Genomic DNA, 19,387 nt, shown 5'->3' with positions numbered 1-19,387 from the left:
TCAGACCTGAGCAAGGCAACACAGGCAGAACGATTGGAGTAGCACTGTGAGCGTTCAAGCAATGTCGTGGGCGCTACAGATCCCGCGCGTGACCCTTTCCGATTCCAGCGCCAGGCACGTTCTGCTGTGCCTGGCCAACTACGCCGGTACTGACGGACGCGGGGCGTTCCCTTCGGCCACCACCCTGAGTGAAGACACTGGCCTTTCCGAGCGCACCGTCCGATCCAAGCTTGAGCTATTGCGGGCGTCTGAACTGATCGTTCCAGGCAATCAAGCGCTGGCCGCCGTGTACATCGAACGTCATGACCGACGCCCAGTCGTCTATGACTTGCCGATAAAGCGGGGTGCAAATACTGCACCCCGCACTGAACGGGGTGCAGATGACGGCACGGGGTGCAAACCACAGCAGAACGGGGTGCAGAATTCGACCGAACGGGGTGCGAAATCTGCACCCAATCCGTCACTTAACCATCAATTAACCGAACAGCAGCAGCCGCGCGAGATTTCGGACGTGATCGCTGACCAGGACAAGAAGGCCCTTGAATCGACCGATGATCGCCAGCGCTTCGCAATGTTCGCCGACTGGGCACCGGACAGCCGCTACCTGATCGCCCAGGCTCAGATTGCTGGCGTCAAGCCCGCCGATATCCCTGACGCGTTGATCCGCAGCTTCATCGGCTGGTTCGTGGCCAAGCAAAACACGGTAGATACATCCGCCGGTTGGTGTAACCGCTTGGTGGTTTGGTACGTGAAAGAGCGTGCAAAAGGCTCGCTCTCAGCCGATGAGGAAGCGGCAGTCGGCGGCGACTGGGCGTCCAAGGGGGTGATCCTGTGAATGGGCCTGTTCGAGCTGGTTATCTGGTCCAGAATCGGCGAACCGATCCGACCTACACCCCATCGCCTGCGGTCTCTGTCGAGATCGACCCGGCCACCCGCCAAGTGATCGACGAATTGTTTCTGCGGCTGCGCGGAGCTTGCGGCGCATGGAGGCAGTCTTGGCCGACCGAGGAGGTGATGAACGCCGCAAAGCTGGAGTGGCTGGCGGAATTCATGCGCTCGGGGATCAACTCAATGGATCAACTGCGCCACGGTATGCGCATGGTCAGCGCGAGCAAATCGGCATTCGTGCCCGCGCCTGGCGTGTTCGTGAGCTGGTGTTTTGCGCCAGAGGGTCTTGGCTTGCCCAGCGTCGAGGTCGCGTATTCCCAGGCTCTGCGTAACTCACACCCAGGCATGGAAGGGCGCGGTAAGTGGTTTCACCCAGCGATATACCACGCCACTGCCGCCGCTGGATTCCTGAGTCTGCAAACGCTTCCTCGCGACTTGGGTATGACCCGCTTTGAGCAGAAATACCTCGAGCAGTGCCGCAAGATCTGGCGCGGCGAAGAGTTGCCGCCCGTGCCGGTAGCGCAGCTCGCAGCACCGGGCAAATCAATCACTCCCGAAGTGGGTAACAAGGCGTTGGCCGAACTCCGTGCCAAGCGCAGCGGAGACGTGCAATGAGCAAACTCACCAAGGCCGCGCGCGACCGCGAATGCCAGATCCGTTACCCAGGCTGCTCGAGCGAATCCTCGACCACCGTGCTGGCCCATTACCGGCTCGCAGGTACTTGCGGCATTGGCATCAAGCCAAACGACCTGCAGGCCGCCTGGGCGTGCGCGTACTGCCACGACATCGCAGATGGCCGCCTGCGCGCTCCGGCGGTGCTGAGCCGTAACGAAGTGCGCCTGTTCCACGCCGAGGGCGTCATGCGTACCCAGGACGCGCTCATTCGTGAAGGGAAGGTGTCACCGTGAAGCCTGCCGAAATGACGTTGTTCAAGCCGAAGCGCACCCGCGCCAAGTCCATCGACCGTGAAGGGCTGGAACAGGCCGCACTGCTGCGCGAACTTGCGCAGCGTATGCCTCTGGTGGCCGCTCTGATCTATCACGTTCCCAACGGTGGCCACCGGCACAAGCTGGTTGCGATCAAGCTGAAAGAGCAGGGTGTACGTGCCGGTGTGCCCGATCTGTTTCTGCCTATGGCCCGTGGCGGGTACTTCGGCCTGTACATCGAATTCAAGGCCACGCCGCCGCACGATGCCGCTGTCTCGGGCAGCCAGTACGAGTGGATACGTAAGCTGGGCGAGCAAGGCTATCTGGCGATCGTCTGCCGTGGTCACTTCGACGCGATGGAGCAAATCCGCGCATACCTCCGACTTCCTCAGACTGTGGTGGCCGCATGAGCAATCAATTCAAGCAGGGCGACCTTGCACTGACCAAGGTTTTTGACGTGGATATTCCTGCAGGAAGCTTGGTAGAGCTCACTGAGCACATAGAAAAAGGAACTCTGATTCGCGGCAAAGGCTATGCATTCAAGGCTCCTACGCCTGGCTGGTACGTGATCCAAAACAGTTCGGGAGCGCGAACTGCCTACGGTGAAAATGAGCTGATACCTCTCCGTGGCGAGTTCGCTCCAGACCATCAGGAAGCCAAGGAGGAGCAGCCTGCATGACCGCCGCCGTACGCATCACCGACGCTGAAATCAAGCGCCAGGCCGCAGGGACGGAGCGTGACCTGCGCGACGTGGAGAACCGTGGCCTGTACCTGCGCTTCACCCGGGACCGTGCGCGGGCGTCGTGGTACTTGGTCAGCAAGGGCAAATGGAACCTAGTCGGCCGCTTTCCCGATCTGTCAGCGAAACAGGTCGTTGCGGCTCTTCCTGGCATTCGCCTTCGCATTGATGCCGGTGACAACTCCACGCTATCCAAATGGGCAACGACAGGCGAGCTGCTGGGCTGGTTCGCCGAGCGGTATTCGCTCGACCGAAGCCTGTCGAAGAAACGCCAGGACACCAGTGCGTCGATGCTCAGGTGTCACCTCATGCCATGCTTGGGCGATATTGCGCTGGCAAGCATCGACAAAGCCACGCTGGACCGCCAATTGATTTGGCCAATGCAGCGAACCGTTAAAATTGACTACGTTCGATCCACCTTCCAGCTACTCGCCTTGGCGTTCCGGCAGGCATTCAAACTGCGGCTGATATCGGCCAACCCGATGCAAGACATCAAGTTCAAAGACTTCTCAAAAGCCAAGGTCGGCATCAAGGCGTCCAGGCTGCGCGGCACTCAGTTGCAGGACCTGCTCCACCATTTGGCCGAGGTCATAGAGTGCAATCCGCTCGACGGCATGTTGGCCGTGATGATGCTCTGCCACGGCACCCGCATTGGCGAGACGCGGCAAGCGCGCTGGTCGCACATCAGCCTGGCAGAGCGCGAGTGGTTCATTCCAGGCGAGAACACCAAGACAGGCGTCGAGCATCATCTGCCTCTCACAGATCAGGTGCGGCAGTTGCTGATCTGGTATCGCGACAGGCAACAGGCTGCCGGGTACGACGGACAGTTCCTGTTCCCAGGTCGCGCAGGTGAAGGACTCAGCGAGGGCCGGGCCAGTGCGGTATTTGCTCGGATAGGGAAGGGCGATTGGACCAGCCACGATCTGCGCAAACTGGCTCGCACCTGCTGGGCAGACATCGGTATCGACCACCTGATCGGTGAGCTGCTGATCAACCACGCCATGGGCCACAACGTGAAGGTTTACGTTCAGTCGGGCGTGATGGCGCGCAAGCGGGATGCATTGGAGAAGTGGAACGCCCATCTAGACGGAAAGGGCTTCGGCCGCATTCACACATTGACCGGCTTTAGATTCGAAGATTCTGATAATCGCCTACAGGCCACGGATGACGTGGCTTGCAGCGCAGATGCCGACACCACCATAGGCGAGGTTTAAAAATGGCGAATCAAGACCTTTTCAAGTCGAGCATCAGCCTCTGGCAGCACTACATCACCATCGTGGCTGTTGGCCTGGCTTGCTGGATGAACTCAGTGACGGGTGGGATCGTCGCCATCGCTGTGCTGGTAATCGGCGCGGCATTTGAAGGCGTTATTCACGCATACCAAGGTCGAGGCCGCCAATGAAGAAGGCACACGGCCCATCGCTCCGTCGAGAGCTGAAGTTCATCGTGGAATGCAACATCTGCGGCGGGAAGGGCTTTTACACCGGGCTTTTTCACCAATTGGAGTGTCCCCAGTGCCACGGCTCTGGCTGGATCTGCGGCCACACGCTTCAGGCGTTGCCACTCAGCGACATCGTTCCGGTGCTCAATCAAAGACTCAAAGAAGCGTTGGCCGAAATCGCAGGTGCTAACAGACAGATTGGCGGTGCGCACCAACAGTACGAACAGAACAACCGCCGCGGTGCCGGTGGATCGAATTACACAGGGGATTGACCGTGAAAAAACGTACATATGTCGACAAGCCGTTGGGCGATACCGAATACCTGCTGGAAAACTGGGGCTCCTGGCGTATGTCTGGCATGGGCGTACCGCGCTATGTCTCTCCGCTGGCAGCGTTGATGAACCAGTGCGCACCAGAGCCAACTGCAACGAGTTATGTCATCACCGACGACACTGCAATGCTTGTTGATGCAGCTATCTCAAGGCTGATCGCGCGCAACCAGCAGATGGGCGATTTCATCTGGTGGTACTTCGGCTTCAAGTGGACGATGGTCCGAATCGCTGAGTCTCACAAGATGTCGGAGCGGTCCGCGCGCGAAATAATCCGCCAAGGGGTGGCATGGGTTGACGGTGCTTTGGGAGATTTTTGCGCAGCTGCGTAGAAAGTTCTTTCAGGCCTGATAAACACCTGTTTTCATTGCACGGTGTTCAGCTGTACCAGCGCGGCACCACTCATGATTTAGTCCGGCCAAACGCTGGGCTTTTTGTTGGATGTGGTGCGCATGTGTGGCATTGCAGTTGCTCAAATCGCGGAGCAAGACGATGACGAAATTTTCAGAAATCGCCAACGCATATCGAAAGTCCTTGGAAGATGATGTCCAGGATCCTAAAAGCTTACGTGGTACCGCTTTGACTTTGCGCAAAGAGTTTGCGAAGTACCTTGGTTTGTCCGAAACCAATTCCAATCTAATCGATGAACAGAATCAGCCCGCTATGGCGATTGGTTTGCTCGATGAGCAAGGCAGATTTAAAAGTGTTACGCGCGCGGCTTTTCCTCGAGTATCCAGTTCACAAATCCAATTTGTCATTCGTCTAAACTTCGACCCAGACTCTATTGGTCTTGAGCAGGGCATCCTCTTGTTTCAGCTCCATATGGAGCGATCAGAAACGGGTGTTACAGTTTTTCTCGACGATGAAACATCTTTCGACGTCGGTATTTATGATATGCATCCTTTGTTTGATGAAATGTTTAATCGAGCGATCGCTAAGGCCCCTAGTGCAACGAGGTAATGGCCTTTTGGTGAGTTTATTCACGGCATAACTTTCATCGTTAGCCCCAGCGATTGCTGGGTTTTTTTGTTTTGTAGATCCCGAAAGGGTTGAGACCGGATGCGCACCATGCCTGACAAACCAGATACGTGGGCCAGGATCGTGGCGGCCATTTCAAACCCACTGTGGCAGGGCATGATTATGGCCATCGTCGTCTCTCTACTTCGCATCCTCTATGACGCCAAAGAAACCAGCAAACGCCGGATTTTCTTTGAAGCGTTGATCTGCGGCGCCCTCAGCTTGGTTGCTTCAAGCTTGATAGAGTGGATGACATGGCCGCCCAGTCTGTCTGTTGCCGCTGGTGGAACCATCGGCTTTCTCGGCGTTACGGCCATACGCGAGTTGGTGACCCGATTCATTGGCCGCAAGGTGGATTCCGTATGAAGGCTATTGCCGCTGCAATCATCATCGGCCTTGTTGCCCTGCTGCTCGTTAGTATCCAGCAGTATCGCGTCATCGCGCTGGAAGGGCAGGTAACGCTGCAAACGAGGTCCGCCAAGGATGCAACCGACGCCAACACCGAAAGCCAGAAGATAATCACCACGCTCCAGGCTGAGGCCAAGCGTAATGCCAACTACCTGGCCGATCTACAGCAGCGCCTCAAGGCCAGTGAAGACAAGGCTCGACAGGCGAGGAAAGACTTTGAAGACCTCAAGCGTAAGAGCCCGGCTGTTCGTAAGTGGGCTGATCAGCCTTTGCCTGACGGTCTGCGTGGCAAGCCCGCGACCAGTGGTGGTAAAGACATGAGTGCCAAGGATGCTAATACCGTCTTGGCACCTGACCTAATTCAACTCGATTAGGTCAGGCTACATGATTTTTTAGTCAAGCTTAAAGTGTAAACTTTCTCACCATACCGTCGAGGGCAACGGCCAAACCTGACATTTTCTTACTTGCGCTCATTATGTGGTGTGTACCTTTTTCAGTTTCGCCAGATAGGTCTCGAATGCTTATTAAGTTGCGGTCCACCTCCCTTGCTACATAGGCCTGTTCTTCTGAGGCTGTAGCAATTTGCATGTTGCGTTCCTCAATAAGTTGTACGGCGTCCATAATTTCTTGTAATGCTTTACCCGCTTCCTGAGCTATGTCGTACGTAGCATGCGCCTGAGATGTACTTGTTTGCATCGAGCTCACAGCGCCCTTAGTACCTTCTTGGATAGCAATGATCATGCTTTCGATTTTTTTAGTCGATTCCTGCGTGCGTTGGGCTAGCGCACGAACCTCATCAGCTACAACAGCAAAGCCTCTGCCTTGCTCTCCAGCTCGTGCTGCCTCAATGGCAGCGTTCAATGCAAGCAGGTTGGTTTGACCGGCGATCGCTTGAATTACGCTGACGACTTCAGCAATATTCTGGGCCTGGTCCGCAACATCTTGTACTTGTTCTGAGGTAATTTCCACCTGAGAAGTGAGTTGCTTCATAGCGTCCAGTGTCTGAGTCACTTTACTATTTCCAAGTTTTGCCGCGTGACTCGATTCGCGTGCCGACTCAGATGTGGACGTTGCATTCCGTGCCACCTCTTCAACGGCGGCGCTCATCTGGGTAACGGCCGTGGCTGCTTGATCGATTTGGCCGTTTTGCTGTTCTTGAGTTAAACCAGCTTTGTCGGTGACTGTTTGCATCTGCGTGGCTGACGATGTCAGTTCAGCAGAAGAATTCACGATACCCTGAATCGTCTGCCTAAGATTTTCTTGCATTTGTTTGAGGGCTTGCATCAAACCGGCGGCTTCATCTTTTCCAGACACGTTGATGGAGCGATTCAATTCACCTCTAGCTATGGCCTCAGCGACACTCAGGCAATCTCCTATGGGGCTAGACATGCTTTTTGTAAGTCTCCAAGCAAGTAAAACTGTGACCAGAAGGGAAATGATGACTATAAAAAACATGACTTTAAGGCTGTGCTCGTATACGGCAGCAGAGTGCTCACCAGATTCTTTCACTCCTTCGGAGTTTACATCGCGCAGGGCTGTAAGTTTAATCTGGTAGTTTTTGGCGTTATCTGCTTGAGGACCATTGGCGTACTCAATAGCAGCATCCCGATCTGCTTGGGCGAGTCCAACCAAATGGTCTAACCCGTCAAGGTATTGCTTCATCAGTGTGGACGCTTCTTCAAATCGTGCTTTTTCTTGTTCTCCAGAAATTAAATATCGTCTGTAGTAATCTGTGAGCGTATTGAGTTCATCACGATTTCTTTTTATTGCCTCTGCTGTGGTGCCGAACACTTCGGAGTCTGTGGAGGCAAGTAGGCGGATACCTTCCAGTCGAGTATGAAGCAATGCTATCTGAATATCGTCTGCCTTTTGAATACTAGGTAACCAGTCGTTCTCGAGGGTCTGTTGAGTCGATCTAAGTTCGCGTATTTGCTCGAAGGCAAAGGCGCCCAGCAACAGTACGAAAACCGTAATAATAGAAAAGGCAATAGCTGCCCTGGGAGCTATGCGTAAGGATCTAAATTTCATGAAGTCATCCCTGTGTAATGTACTGTGAGTTGGGCTTTACGAATGTATCTGCCAGATGGGCTTAAACTTGAGGGGCAATCCATGACAAACACCTTTAAAGGTCGCAGCCCTTCCCTAGTTTCGCAGCCTTTGCGGCGCCCTTTGTTCCATCGGATTGCTCGGGGGCTGAAGGGCCGTTTTTTTAGCCACAAAAGACCGTTGATACGCTCAGAGTCAACAGAAAGACTGATTTTGCCTGGACTCCTCAGCCTCTGCCTAACGGCCTGCGCGGCAAGTCCGCAGCCAGTGGCGGTTAAGACGACATCTGTAAGACTGGAAGCGCCGGAAATGGTCCCGTGTGAGCGGGTAAGTGAAAGCGACGACGAGCTAGCCCTGAATGGCGATCTTTGGACGTTGAAAAATCGCGCCATCAACCTGCTGGATACCTGTGCTGACCAAGTGGATGCGCAGATACAACGTAGCAAATCAAAGTGATATTCCAAGGAAGCAAACGCTTAAAAAATCGAACGGCTATTCGAGTTTACCAAGCATAATACGGGCTGCGAATTTTCGGCCAAATTAGCGTTCAGAATGGATAGCTCATATAAACGGCTCATGCATTCGTGCTGCGCAACTAATGAGTCATTAAGTTTTTCCAAAAGCCCAACAACTACCGGGTCTTCTGAAGCGTATATTGCCTTCAGCTTTAGGACTGTGTCTGAGAGTAATTGATGGTTATTAATTATTTGGTCCAAGTCGGGCATGGCTCCTCCTGAGCTATCTTGCCAAGCTTCAAATATCTTATATCGGCACAGACTTTCTCGGCTTGAGCGGTTGTCAAGGAATCCCGCCGAACGGTATCAATCTGACCGCAAACAGTTTTCTTGCGGGGTTTGGTGGCGAGATGCATTGGGTATGCCTTTCGGCGTTAGTAGTTCAAGAAGTGGAGCAAGGTGGCATATGAACGAGCACAGCAACTCATTGCTAAGCCAGATACAAACGCTGACACCGAGCAAGGGCGATCTACTGGTGATCTACCCAGAGAAACCTATGACAGTCCTCCAGCACGAACGAGTGACCAAGAGCCTTGAGCCATTTGCTCAGCGGATTGGGTGCAACCTGCTGGTAAGTCAAGCTGGCATTCAGGTGGTTCTGCAGCCGAACGGTGCTGCGATCCTTGAAGAGATGCGCAAGCAGACTGAACTGCTTCGGCTGATGACAGAGCAGCAACTGATGCTGATTGAGACCCTAGCAGGCAGCGAGGCAGAAGACCCCGACGCCGAGCCCACTCGCTATATGGACGGCACGATCATCCCAGGTCGTGGCTGATGGCATTGAAAGCTATCAAGCCTAAACTCAAAGAGGTGCAGGGTCGGCAGCTCAAGTCGGTTAACCCCGACTCATGGCGAGCTGGCAAGACCACGGCGGCTCAGCGTGGGTACGACTCGAAGTGGCAGAAGGCTCGCCTGACACACCTCAACGCACACCCTCTGTGCGTCTACTGCGAGCGTAACGGTAGGGTGGTAGCAGCTACAGTGGTTGACCACGTGATCGCCCACAGAGGCGACATGGTGCTCTTCTGGGACAGGTCAAATTGGATGTCTCTTTGCACCCCTTGCCACTCATCGGCGAAGCAGGTTGAAGAGGCTAAGTCAAGAATTATGTAGTGCCGTTCGTCGGTCGTAAGTGGCTGGCGGACCGCTTTTATAGTTGGTAATAGTTCTCATCTATGCTTGCGCGCTCTTTCGGTGCGTGCCCATTCCCGAGAACCGGGGGGGTATCAAAATAATGGGCGGCTTTTTGCTAAAGACCACTCACCCTCCCATCGAGAGATTTAATTCCCCTTAACAGGATCCGTTAACTATGGCGTTAACCGAACAAAAGCGCCGGTACGCCGAAGCGCGGCTGTCCGGTGAAGGCAAAAAGCAGGCGGCTATCAGCGCTGGGTGCCCCGTAAAGACTGCCTCTCAAGCTGCATCCAGACTTGAAAAAGACCCCGAGGTCCAAGCAGCGATGGGGCGGGCAACCTTTGTTAACTCCGCGCCCAAGGTCGAGTTACCCACTGGTGACCCTGACCCCTACATTCCCAAAGCAGCAGACGACCCGCTCGTTTTCTTCAAATCGATGATGAACGATCTGGTGGCACACCCGAAGCTGCGCTTGGAGGCCGCCAAAGCGTTAGCCGCATTCACGGTTCCAAAGCCAGGCGAGTCGGGCAAGAAAGAGCAAAAAGCAGATGCCGCCCAGCGGGTTGCGTCCGGCAGATTCAAAACCAGCGCGCCACCCCTTCGATCGGTGAAATAAATGGAATGGTCCACGGCCTGCCTGGATTGGGAAAGGCGGATCGTGGCGGGCGAGTCTCTGATTCCGTTCGCTCCCCTCTATCCGAGTGAAGCCGAAGCGGCGCTCGATATCTTTAAATCGCTACGGGTTGTCGATGTACCTGGTCAACCCACCTTTGGTGAGTGCTGTGAGCCTTGGGTTTTCGATTTCGTAGCTGCCATCTTTGGCGCCTACGACGCCGAGACAGGCAATCAAAAAATTCGAGAGTTTTTCCTGCTGATCAGCAAGAAAAACGCTAAGTCCACGATTGCGGCCGGGATCATGGTTACCGCCCTTGTGCTGAATTGGCGGGACAACGAAGAGCTGCTGATTCTGGCCCCTACGATTGAGGTCGCGCAAAACAGCTATAAGCCTGCCGCTGCAATGGTGCGAGCCGATGAAGAGCTCAACGAGTTGCTGCATGTTCAGGACCACATTCGGACAATCACTCATAGGGTGACAAAAGCGGCCCTAAAGGTCGTTGCCGCTGACTCCGACACCGTGTCGGGTAAGAAATCCGGGAAAATTCTGATTGATGAGCTCTGGGTGTTCGGGAAACGGCCGAACGCGGACGCTATGTTGATGGAGGCGACCGGAGGCCAGGTATCGCGTGACGAAGGTTGGGTTATTTTCCTTTCCACACAAAGCGACGAGCCTCCAGCCGGAGTGTTTAAGGAGAAGGTCGACTACTTCAGAAACGTCCGAGACGGAATAGTCGTCGACAACAAATCGTTGGGTGTGATCTACGAGTACCCCAAGGCGATGATCGAATCGGGTGCTCATCTGAAGCCGGAAAACTTTCACGTTCCCAACCCGAATATGGGGAGGTCGGTCAGTCGGGAGTGGCTTGAAGATCAGATCCGAAAAACATTGGATAAGGACGCAGGGGCCAGAAACAAGTTTCTTGCCAAACACCTCAACGTCCAGATCGGCCTGGCACTTAGAAATGACCGCTGGGCGGGCGCAGACTTCTGGCTGGCAGCAGCCGAGCCGGGACTGACACTTGAGAGTCTGATTGAAAGGTCAGAAGTGATCGTGGTAGGCATTGACGGCGGCGGGCTTGATGACTTGCTCGGGTTGAGCCTCATCGGTCGTGAAATCGGCACTAGGCGCTGGCTGCACTGGGCCCATGCTTGGGCGCACAAGATAGTGCTCGAGCGCCGTAAGGACATCGCGCCGGCGCTGTTGGATTTCGAGCGGCAAGGCAGCCTGACCATTGTCGATAAGCCAGGTGATGATGTTCAGCAGGTCGCTGATGTGATCTGTCGCATCAACGATCTTCAACTACTACCTCCTGAGCATGCCATCGGCGCTGACGCCGCAGGCATCGGCGATATCGTCAACGAACTTCAGGCCCCAGGACGGGGAATTGTTGAAGAGCAAATCAACGCGGTGTCTCAAGGCTGGAAACTCAACGGCGCAATCAAAACCACTGAGCGGAAGATCGCAGGAGGGGAAATGGTTCATTGCGGCGCGCCCCTGATGAACTGGAGCGTAGGCAATGCCAGAGTTGTAGCGGTCGGCAACGCCGTGACGATCAACAAACAGGTGAGCGGCTCGGCAAAGATTGATCCGCTGATGGCGACCTTTGATGCCGTGACAATGATGGCGCTCAACCCTGAGCCGATGAAAAAGAGATTTCAGATGTTTTTCGTGTAGCCCATGGCTACGTAACCAACCCGCCTTGAGCGGGTTTTTGCTTTTCTGGGATACCGAAAATGAACAGAGCCTACAGCGTCCTTGAGATCAAGGCGGTAGATGAAGAAGCCAGGATTATCACCGGCATAGCCACAACCCCGGCCACAGACCGCATGGACGACGTGGTCGAGCCAAAGGGTGCTCAATTCAAGTTGCCGATCCCGTTCCTCTGGCAGCACCGCCATGACGCGCCGGTCGGCAATGTGACGAAAGCCGTTGTCAACGCAAAGGGTATCGAAGTCACCGTTCAGCTGGCGAAGATCGAGGAGCCAGGCACTTTGAAAGACAGGCTCGATGAGGCTTGGCAATCGATCAAGGCCGGGCTTGTTCGAGGCTTGTCTATCGGTTTCTCGCCCATCGAATCGGCAAACATCGACGGGAGTTGGGGCCGGCGTTTCCTTAAGTGGGAGTGGCTTGAGCTTTCGGCCGTTACGGTCGCCGCAAACGCCGAGGCGACCATTCAGACCATCAAATCAATCGACTTGAAGCAGCGGGCCGCGTCTGGCCAGTCGGTGCTTCCTGTTGTGCATCTCGCTAAACCCGCCGGCGCTTCGGCACCCGTTATCAAAACTTTCGAAATACCGAAGCCCGAGGAGGGCAACATGAACATTCAGGAACAAATCAAATCTTTCGAATCCTCTCGCGCTGCCAAGGCGGCTCGCCTGGAAGAGATCATGTCTAACGCTGCCGACGAAGGTCGCACGCTGGATGCATCTGAGTCGGAGGAGTACGACGGCCTTGAAGGTGAGCTCAAATCGGTGGACAGCCACCTGGGTCGGCTGCGCGGTCTCGAAAAGTCCATGGTTTCCAAGGCAAAGCCTGTCGAGCCAAACCGCGTGAACAGCGTACAAAAAGGAAATGAGTTCCGTGATAACGCTGTCATTCGTGTGGAGCGCTCGCTGCCTAAAGGCACCGCGTTCACCCGCTACGCAATTGCTCTGGCTCGATCCAAGGGCAACCTGATGCAGGCGCAGGAGATCGCAAAAAGCTGGGAAGATTCCACGCCGGAGGTGCTCACTGTTCTGAAAGCAGCCGTTGCGGCAGGCACCACCACCGACCCTGCCTGGGCAGCTCCGCTGGTTGAATACCAGAACATGTCCAGTGAGTTCATCGAACTGCTGCGCCCTCAGACCATTCTCGGCAAGATTCAAGGTCTGCGTATGGTTCCGTTCAACATCAAGATGCCCGGCCAGACGTCTGGTTCCAGCGTGGGCTGGGTGGGTGAGGGCAAGCCAAAGCCGGTATCGTCTCTGGCGTTTGACACAACCACCCTGCGCTTCACTAAAGCGGCCGGTATCGTGGTGCTGACCGACGAGCTGGTGCGCTTCAGCAACCCTAGCGCGGAGGCTCTGGTACAAACCGACTTGACTGCGTCGATGGCTGAGTTCCTGGACGTTGCGTTTGTTGACCCTGCAATTGCAGCAGTAGCTGATGTGTCGCCAGCCTCGATCACTAACGGCATTACTCCGATTGTTGCAAGCGGCAACACCGCCGAAGCTTTGAAAGCAGACGTGAAGCGCCTGTTCGCCAGCTTCCTGGCCGCCAAAGTGACCCCAGCTGGCGCTGTTTGGATCATGACTCCGACCATGGCGCTCACGATCAGCATGATGACCAACGCCCTCGGTCAGTCCGAGTTCCCTGACATCGACATGAATGGCGGCATTTTCGTGGGACTGCCGGTCGTAGTGTCGGAGAGCGTGCCGTCCAACCTTGGGACGGGTGATACGGCAGCCGGTGCAGGGCAGCGCCTGATTCTGGCCAAGGCCTCAGAAATTCTGCTCGCCGACGACGGTGGAGTGACCATCGACGTGAGCCGCGAAGCCTCCCTGCAGATGGATAGCGCACCAGGCTCTGGTTCTCAGGAGCTGGTCAGCCTCTGGCAGAACAACATGGTGGCGTTGCGCGCCGAACGCTTCATCAACTGGAAGCGCCGTCGTCCATCGGCGGTCGGCTACATCGACTCGGCTAACTACGAATCCTGATCACCTAGGGCCGGGGTTTACCCCCGGCCTACCGCAAGGAAAGGAGGTATCAAAGTGAGAATGGTAGCGCTGAAGGAATTTCGGTATGCCGGAAAGCAACTTGCTGCAGGCGATTCGTTCGATGCAGTAGATAAAGATGTGAAGGTGCTTCGCGCGATAAAAAACGCGCGAATGCACACCGAAGAGTTCCTGCCGGCCGATTCGACTCAGGATTTGACTGAGGACAAATCCGCATCGAAAAAGCGGGTCTACAAACGCCGGGACATGACGGCAGAATAAAACGTGGAGCCGCGATGAAATTTTTCAAATTTGGCCGTGGCACTGAGGAAAAGTCGCTTCGGCCGGCTGATAATCGCGGCGGTTGGATCGGCGTGGTGCGAGAGGCATTCGCCGGCGCGTGGCAGAAGAACGTCGAGGTCAATCAGGATACGGTCCTTGCCTTTTCTGCTGTATTTGCCTGCATCACGTTGATCGCATCGGATATCGCAAAACTACGGCTCAAGCTGGTCCAGCTGACTGATGACCGGATATGGGAGGAGACCACAAGCCCTTCGTTTTCCCCGGTGATCAAAAGACCAAATCATTTTCAAAACCGAATCCAGTTTTTTGAAACATGGTTTTTGTCCAAGCTTACTCAGGGCAACACCTACGCGATGAAACTGCGCGACGGGCGTGGTGTGGTGATCAAGCTGTACGTACTGGATCCGCGCAGGGTGACGCCGCTTGTGGCAGATGATGGCAGCGTTTATTACCGCTTGCTCGCGGACAACCTTTCGACGCTGGAAGATGGCGTGGTGGTGCCAGCCAGCGAGATCATTCACGACCGGATGAACTGCCTTTTTCATCCTCTGGTAGGCGTGTCACCCATCTATGCATGCGGCCTTGCCGCTATGCAGGGCAATGCTATTCAGAACAACTCCGCGAACTTCTTCCGCAACGGGTCAAAGCCGGGGGGAGTTCTAACTGCTCCTGGCGCTATTGCAGACGACACCGCGAAGCGACTGAAAGAGCACTGGGACAACAACTTTTCTGGAGAGAATGCTGGACGGGTAGCGGTCTTGGGCGACAACCTGAAATACGAGGCTATGGCGATCTCCGCGGCTGATTCGCAGCTGATCGAGCAGCTGCGGTGGTCTGCGGAAACGGTTTGTTCGGCGTTTCACGTGCCAGGATACAAAGTCGGTGTTGGGGCCCAGCCAACCAACACCAGTGCAGAGATATCCAACCAGATTTACTACTCTGACTGCCTTCAATCGTTGATCGAGGCAGCGGAACTGTGCCTCGATGAGGGACTTGAGCTGCCAGCTCCGTACGGGACCGAGTTTGATCTCGACGGCCTTTTGCGTATGGATACGGCCACTCTCTACAAGGCAAACAACGACGCAGTCGGTGGTGGCTGGATGAAGCCGAACGAAGCTCGGCGCCGAGCTGGACTGGCCCCGGTGCAGGGCGGTGATTCGCCGTTGGCTCAACAGCAGAATTACTCCCTGGCAGCGCTGGCCAAGCGCGATTCAAAAGCCGATCCGTTCGCTAAAGGATCTGATGCAGTCTCGCCGGCGGTTCCCGCCTCAACACCACCAGCCCCTGAATCTGAAGATGATCTTGCTGACCAGGCGCGCATGCTCGCGCTACTGATAGAGAAGGAATTGACCATTGAACCTTCGTGAACTGGAAGCCCAGGCGAAAGCGTTCGCCCCCATGCTTAAAGGCGTTGTTGATCGGGCTATTGATGCGTTTCGCGGCTCGCTCACGAAGGATCTGGATGAGCGTGATAAAAAGCTGCGCGATAGTATTTCGGAGTCGTTAGAGGGGCTTCCCACTGATGTCGATGAGATCGCCCAGGCTGCTGCTGCTCTGATCACTCCGCCGAAGGACGGCAAGGATGCAGATCAGGAACAGATTCAAAGGACCATCGCTGAAGAGGTAGCCAAGATTCCCAGGCCTGCAGATGGCGTGTCCGTAACCGTCGATGATGTCTTGCCCCTGATTGAGGAGCAGGTAAAAACGGCTCTCGCCTCGATGCCGGTACCGAAGGACGGTAAGGACGCCGATCAGGAACAGATTCACAAGACCATCGCTGAAGAGGTAGCCAAGATTCCCAGGCCTGCGGACGGCGTGTCCGTCACCGTCGATGATGTCTTGCCCCTGATTGAGGAGCAGGTAAAAACGGCTCTCGCCTCGATGCCGGTACCGAAGGACGGCAAGGATGCAGATCAGGAACAGATTCACAGGACGATCGCTGAAGAGGTGGCCAAGATTCCCAAGCCTGCGGATGGCGTGTCCGTCACCGTCGATGATGTCTTGCCTCTGATAGAGCAGCAGGTCAGCGCTGCAGTTGCCGCGATACCTTTGCCAAGAGATGGTGAGAGCGTCTCCATTGAGCAAGTGCAGGTGCTCGTTGATAAAGCTGTCGCATCAGCTTTGGCTGGTATCGATCCGCCAAAGGACGGCGAACCTGGGCGAGATGCAGCGCATATTGAAATCGGCCCGGGCATCGATCCTGAAAAAAGCTATCCGCGCGGTTCATATGCCAAGCACTTGGGCGGCTTATGGCGAAGCTTTGAGACCACGTCAGGTATGCGGGGCTGGGAATGCATTGTTGATGGTGTTGCGAGCCTGAGCGTCGAACAGGATGGTGAACGGGGCTTCAAGGCCGTTGCTCAGCTGTCCAGCGGCAAGACCGAGGAAAAAGCGCTTACGTTACCGGTGATGATTTACCGTGGAGTGTTCAGCGGTGCCCCCCATGTTCCAGGCGACACAGTGACGTGGGGCGGCAGTCTCTGGCACTGCGATGAAGCCACCAGCGACAAGCCTGGCGAGCTCAACAGCAAGGGTTGGCGACTGGCCGTTAAAAAGGGCCGAGACGGCAAGGATGGCAACAACGGCAAAGACCTGGTCAAAGGGGTATCCATCAAATGATGTTCATCACTCTGGAAGAGGCGAAAGAACACCTTCGTGTAGATGATGATGCTGAAGACAATGACATCAAGTTGAAGACTCACGCTGCCAGCGGTGCAGTTCGCAATTACCTGAAGTCGGCAGCGGATATCTACTTTGATGCGAATGGGGAGGTCATCACAGCCTCAATCCCTTACGAAGTCCAAGCCGCAACCATGCTCATGCTTGGGTATCTGTACAAGGATCGCGATGAAAATTCGAACGGCGCTTTCGAGAAAGGCGACCTGCCGAAACCCGTGACCGCGCTGCTTTATTCACTACGCATGCCGGCGCTCGCATGAGCCTTAATGCAGGTCGCCTGCGCCATCGAATCGTTTTCCAAGCTCTCGGCACCACTCAGGACCCGAAAACCGGTGAAGAGGTCAAGGGCTGGATAACCGTGTGGGACAAGGTGCGGGCTTCAGTTGAGCCGCTGAGCACCAGCGCTTTTATCGCTGCCAAAGCTGCGCAGTCTGATGCTTCGGCGCGCATCGTCATTCGTTACCGCAAAGGGGTGCTGCCGACGATGAGGATTCTGTTCCGGGGAGATGTGTACAGCATCAAGGGCCAGCCGCTGCCTGATACGGTTTCGGGGCTGGAATATCTGACCCTACTGGTCTCGAAGGGGGTGCTCGATGGCTAACCAGACAAGTGTCGACATGCGTCGCTTGGATGGCGTTGTGCAGAAGATGAGGGAGCTGCCCGGCAAGCTACAGCGCTCGGGCCTTCGCAAAGCCGCCCGCCGCGCAATGAACATTGTGCGTGATGCAGCCAAGGCCAATGCCAAGGCGCTGGATGATCCGGCGACTGCCGAAAAGGTTTGGAAAAACATCGTCACGCAGGAATCGGCGAAGCGATCCAGGCAAGAGGGCGGTGTGGTCATGCGCGTTGGCGTTCGCGGTGGAGCTGGCAGCAACCAACACAGTAAAGAAGCGGCGGGCAATCCCGGCGGCGACACTCGCCACTGGCGGTACATAGAGTTTGGCACCGAGCACAATCCTGCAGCACCTTTCATGCGCCCAGCATTCCAGTCGAACGTTCAGAACGTCACCGATAAGTTTGCGAGCGAGTTGATGAAAGAGATCGACATCGCGCTGGGTGGAATCTGATGGCCGCACCGATATTTGCAGTATGCGCCGCCGATCCGGCTGTGCAGGCGCTGCTCGGGGTCTCACCCACAAGGCTTTACCCGTTCGGTGAAGCGCCCGAGGGAGTGGCCAAGCCATATGCGGTCTGGCAGGTCATCGGCGGCAGCCCAGAGAACTACCTCGCAGGCCGTCCTGACGTAGACGGCTACAGCTTGCAGGTAGATATCTACGGTGACAGCGCCTCGTCAGCTCGATCAGTAACTGAAGCTATACGAGACGCCATCGAACTAACCGCTTACATCACCCGCTGGGGAGCGGAATCACGCGACCCGGTCACTAAGTCATACCGCAGTAGTTTCGACGTAGATTGGATAGTTCGTCGTTAAACCGTTTTAAACACAGCAGCCCGCCATGCGCGGGTTTTTTATTGCCCGACATTTGGAGAACGCCATGTCGATCCTTTCGCAAGGTACCAAGATTTACGCACTCGTCCCGCCGGTGTCAGGAACCGGTCCCAAAACTGTGCTGGCCATTGAGTGCGCCACTGCATTCAGTCCAGGGGGCTCTCCGGCCGACCAGATTGAAGATACTTGCCTCGAAGATAACGAGCGCAGTTACAAGAAAGGCTTGCGCACGCCTGGCCAGGCATCGTTGACGGTCAATGCTGACCCGAACAACGCAAGCCATATCCGTCTTCATCAGCTTTCTGAAGCGAATGGCGACACGACCATTGACTGGGCAGTGGGCTGGTCCGACGGAACCGCGGCACCGACGCTGGACGCTGACACCGGTGGCTTTGACCTACCAGACACGCGTACCTGGTTCACTTTCCGTGGCTATGTCTCTGACTTCCCGTTTGACTTCGCTGCAAACGCCGTTGTGAGCACCGCCGCAACCATTCAGCGTTCCGGGGGCTCCGCTTGGCTTCCCAAAGTCACGCCACCTGCAGCGTAAGGAAAAATCATGAATTTGGCTGAGTTGAAAAAGAAAGGTGCAATCGTCGCTGAAACCCTAGTGAAGAAAGAGGTGCAGTGGACGCATTCTGATTCGAAGGGTAAAAATGTGACCGATAAGTTCACAGTCCATGTCCGCCGGCACACCTACGGCAAGATGGAAGTGCTGTTCGCAGGTGATGATGCTGAAAAATCCAGAAACGCGAGCTATCTGGCTGCCACCATCCTGCTCGGGCAGAACGGCGACGAGCCACTGCCTTACGATGACGCGATGAACCTTGATCCGGAGCTGGGCTTTGCGCTCATGAAGGCCGTTAACGAGGTGAACCACGCAGCAAAAAGCTGACCCCTGCTGATGAGCTGATGCATGAGCTGGTGCTCAACGGTATAGGGGGATGCACTATCGCCGAGGCCAAGGCCAACATCAGTTGGTCTGAGGTTCAGGCCTGGTCGGCGTATAGGGACAAGTATGGATCGCTCAACCCTATGCGCAGAAGTGAGCTATCTAGTGCGCTGATTGCCTTTCAGATCAACCGTGGCAATGGCGGAACAGCCGAGCTAATCGACTTCATGCCAAATGCGGAGCGCGTTGTAGAGGTATCGCTTGAGCAGGCGATGAATGAGTGGGTTTGACCTGACTCCGATTTGTCCG

Annotated in this window: 28 protein-coding genes; 27 read left to right on the top strand and 1 reads right to left on the bottom strand. The window is 55.5% G+C overall.

Features of this window, described 5'->3' with window-relative positions:
* Positions 1-61 precede the first annotated feature (61 nt).
* The 12 genes from RGM3321_RS02365 to RGM3321_RS02310 all read left to right on the top strand — a co-directional run bounded on the left by RGM3321_RS02365 (position 62) and on the right by RGM3321_RS02310 (position 6,122).
* The gene (locus RGM3321_RS02365; protein ID WP_244391443.1) at positions 62-835 is read left to right on the top strand and encodes a helix-turn-helix domain-containing protein; all 774 of its coding nucleotides are present in this window, start codon (positions 62-64) and stop codon (positions 833-835) included.
* Positions 832-1,503 carry a replication protein P gene (locus RGM3321_RS02360; RefSeq protein WP_244391402.1) on the top strand — a complete coding sequence of 224 codons (672 nt, stop codon included), beginning with the start codon at positions 832-834 and terminating at the stop codon, positions 1,501-1,503. The genes RGM3321_RS02365 and RGM3321_RS02360 overlap by 4 nt, the downstream gene beginning before the upstream one ends.
* Positions 1,500-1,796: a DUF1364 domain-containing protein gene (locus RGM3321_RS02355; protein ID WP_244391401.1), complete on the top strand. Its 297-nt coding sequence runs from the start codon at positions 1,500-1,502 to the stop codon at positions 1,794-1,796. The genes RGM3321_RS02360 and RGM3321_RS02355 overlap by 4 nt, the downstream gene beginning before the upstream one ends.
* Entirely contained in the window at positions 1,793-2,224 is a 432-nt protein-coding gene (locus RGM3321_RS02350; protein ID WP_244391399.1) for a VRR-NUC domain-containing protein, read from the top strand. The genes RGM3321_RS02355 and RGM3321_RS02350 overlap by 4 nt, the downstream gene beginning before the upstream one ends.
* The gene (locus RGM3321_RS02345) at positions 2,221-2,493 is read left to right on the top strand and encodes a hypothetical protein (RefSeq protein WP_244391398.1); all 273 of its coding nucleotides are present in this window, start codon (positions 2,221-2,223) and stop codon (positions 2,491-2,493) included. The genes RGM3321_RS02350 and RGM3321_RS02345 overlap by 4 nt, the downstream gene beginning before the upstream one ends.
* A complete protein-coding gene (locus RGM3321_RS02340; RefSeq protein WP_244391396.1) occupies positions 2,490-3,767 on the top strand; it encodes a tyrosine-type recombinase/integrase in 1,278 nt (425 codons plus the stop codon). The genes RGM3321_RS02345 and RGM3321_RS02340 overlap by 4 nt, the downstream gene beginning before the upstream one ends.
* A gap of 2 nt (positions 3,768-3,769) precedes the next feature.
* Entirely contained in the window at positions 3,770-3,955 is a 186-nt protein-coding gene (locus RGM3321_RS02335) for a hypothetical protein (protein WP_213590170.1), read from the top strand.
* Positions 3,952-4,266 (top strand): hypothetical protein, encoded by a 315-nt coding sequence (locus RGM3321_RS02330; protein WP_213590169.1) that lies wholly within the window; start codon positions 3,952-3,954, stop codon positions 4,264-4,266. Before RGM3321_RS02335 ends, RGM3321_RS02330 begins: the two co-directional genes overlap by 4 nt.
* Before the next feature lie 2 nt (positions 4,267-4,268).
* Complete coding sequence (locus RGM3321_RS02325) at positions 4,269-4,655, top strand: antiterminator Q family protein (protein ID WP_244391394.1); 387 nt, start codon at positions 4,269-4,271, stop codon at positions 4,653-4,655.
* A gap of 160 nt (positions 4,656-4,815) precedes the next feature.
* Positions 4,816-5,283 (top strand): hypothetical protein, encoded by a 468-nt coding sequence (locus RGM3321_RS02320; protein WP_244391392.1) that lies wholly within the window; start codon positions 4,816-4,818, stop codon positions 5,281-5,283.
* A 99-nt stretch (positions 5,284-5,382) separates the two neighbouring features.
* Positions 5,383-5,706, top strand: a complete 324-nt coding sequence (locus RGM3321_RS02315; protein WP_024639051.1) for a phage holin, lambda family — start codon at positions 5,383-5,385, stop codon at positions 5,704-5,706.
* A complete protein-coding gene (locus RGM3321_RS02310; RefSeq protein WP_244391391.1) occupies positions 5,703-6,122 on the top strand; it encodes a hypothetical protein in 420 nt (139 codons plus the stop codon). Before RGM3321_RS02315 ends, RGM3321_RS02310 begins: the two co-directional genes overlap by 4 nt.
* A gap of 28 nt (positions 6,123-6,150) precedes the next feature.
* Here the strand turns inward: RGM3321_RS02310 and RGM3321_RS02305 are convergent, their stop codons facing one another.
* Positions 6,151-7,776, bottom strand: coding sequence for a methyl-accepting chemotaxis protein (locus tag RGM3321_RS02305; protein ID WP_103695395.1), 1,626 nt, complete (start codon positions 7,774-7,776; stop codon positions 6,151-6,153).
* 939 nt (positions 7,777-8,715) lie between these two features.
* Here RGM3321_RS02305 and RGM3321_RS02300 point away from each other — a divergent pair.
* The 15 genes from RGM3321_RS02300 to RGM3321_RS02230 all read left to right on the top strand — a co-directional run bounded on the left by RGM3321_RS02300 (position 8,716) and on the right by RGM3321_RS02230 (position 19,368).
* On the top strand, positions 8,716-9,084 hold the full coding sequence (locus RGM3321_RS02300; RefSeq protein ID WP_244391390.1) for a hypothetical protein: 369 nt from the start codon (positions 8,716-8,718) through the stop codon (positions 9,082-9,084).
* Positions 9,084-9,422, top strand: coding sequence for an HNH endonuclease (locus tag RGM3321_RS02295; RefSeq protein ID WP_103695398.1), 339 nt, complete (start codon positions 9,084-9,086; stop codon positions 9,420-9,422). The genes RGM3321_RS02300 and RGM3321_RS02295 overlap by 1 nt, the downstream gene beginning before the upstream one ends.
* A gap of 196 nt (positions 9,423-9,618) precedes the next feature.
* A complete protein-coding gene (locus RGM3321_RS02290; protein ID WP_244391389.1) occupies positions 9,619-10,059 on the top strand; it encodes a terminase small subunit in 441 nt (146 codons plus the stop codon).
* Positions 10,060-11,736 (top strand): terminase large subunit, encoded by a 1,677-nt coding sequence (locus RGM3321_RS02285; protein ID WP_244391388.1) that lies wholly within the window; start codon positions 10,060-10,062, stop codon positions 11,734-11,736.
* 59 nt (positions 11,737-11,795) lie between these two features.
* Entirely contained in the window at positions 11,796-13,757 is a 1,962-nt protein-coding gene (locus tag RGM3321_RS02280; protein WP_347880960.1) for a phage major capsid protein, read from the top strand.
* A gap of 60 nt (positions 13,758-13,817) precedes the next feature.
* On the top strand, positions 13,818-14,036 hold the full coding sequence (locus tag RGM3321_RS02275; RefSeq protein ID WP_244391441.1) for a hypothetical protein: 219 nt from the start codon (positions 13,818-13,820) through the stop codon (positions 14,034-14,036).
* A gap of 14 nt (positions 14,037-14,050) precedes the next feature.
* A complete protein-coding gene (locus tag RGM3321_RS02270; RefSeq protein ID WP_004412490.1) occupies positions 14,051-15,424 on the top strand; it encodes a phage portal protein in 1,374 nt (457 codons plus the stop codon).
* On the top strand, positions 15,411-16,676 hold the full coding sequence (locus RGM3321_RS02265; protein ID WP_244391384.1) for a phage portal protein: 1,266 nt from the start codon (positions 15,411-15,413) through the stop codon (positions 16,674-16,676). The genes RGM3321_RS02270 and RGM3321_RS02265 overlap by 14 nt, the downstream gene beginning before the upstream one ends.
* Positions 16,673-16,996 carry a head-tail connector protein gene (locus RGM3321_RS02260; protein WP_244391382.1) on the top strand — a complete coding sequence of 108 codons (324 nt, stop codon included), beginning with the start codon at positions 16,673-16,675 and terminating at the stop codon, positions 16,994-16,996. The genes RGM3321_RS02265 and RGM3321_RS02260 overlap by 4 nt, the downstream gene beginning before the upstream one ends.
* A complete protein-coding gene (locus RGM3321_RS02255; protein ID WP_244391381.1) occupies positions 16,993-17,337 on the top strand; it encodes a phage head closure protein in 345 nt (114 codons plus the stop codon). Before RGM3321_RS02260 ends, RGM3321_RS02255 begins: the two co-directional genes overlap by 4 nt.
* Complete coding sequence (locus RGM3321_RS02250; RefSeq protein ID WP_244391379.1) at positions 17,330-17,803, top strand: HK97-gp10 family putative phage morphogenesis protein; 474 nt, start codon at positions 17,330-17,332, stop codon at positions 17,801-17,803. The genes RGM3321_RS02255 and RGM3321_RS02250 overlap by 8 nt, the downstream gene beginning before the upstream one ends.
* The gene (locus RGM3321_RS02245) at positions 17,803-18,168 is read left to right on the top strand and encodes a DUF3168 domain-containing protein (RefSeq protein WP_244391377.1); all 366 of its coding nucleotides are present in this window, start codon (positions 17,803-17,805) and stop codon (positions 18,166-18,168) included. Before RGM3321_RS02250 ends, RGM3321_RS02245 begins: the two co-directional genes overlap by 1 nt.
* Positions 18,169-18,232: 64 nt before the next feature.
* Positions 18,233-18,736 carry a phage tail tube protein gene (locus RGM3321_RS02240; RefSeq protein ID WP_244391376.1) on the top strand — a complete coding sequence of 168 codons (504 nt, stop codon included), beginning with the start codon at positions 18,233-18,235 and terminating at the stop codon, positions 18,734-18,736.
* Positions 18,737-18,745: 9 nt separating this feature from the next.
* Entirely contained in the window at positions 18,746-19,081 is a 336-nt protein-coding gene (locus tag RGM3321_RS02235; RefSeq protein WP_244391374.1) for a phage tail assembly chaperone family protein, TAC, read from the top strand.
* 17 nt (positions 19,082-19,098) lie between these two features.
* Positions 19,099-19,368, top strand: coding sequence for a hypothetical protein (locus RGM3321_RS02230; protein WP_244391372.1), 270 nt, complete (start codon positions 19,099-19,101; stop codon positions 19,366-19,368).
* Positions 19,369-19,387: the final 19 nt, after the last annotated feature.

Source organism: Pseudomonas sp. RGM 3321 (assembly GCF_022836805.1).
In the GTDB taxonomy this organism is placed as follows: Bacteria; Pseudomonadota; Gammaproteobacteria; order Pseudomonadales; family Pseudomonadaceae; genus Aquipseudomonas.
The sequence above is the reverse complement of the archived record's forward strand: the minus strand, read 5'-3'. Positions and strand labels throughout refer to the sequence as shown.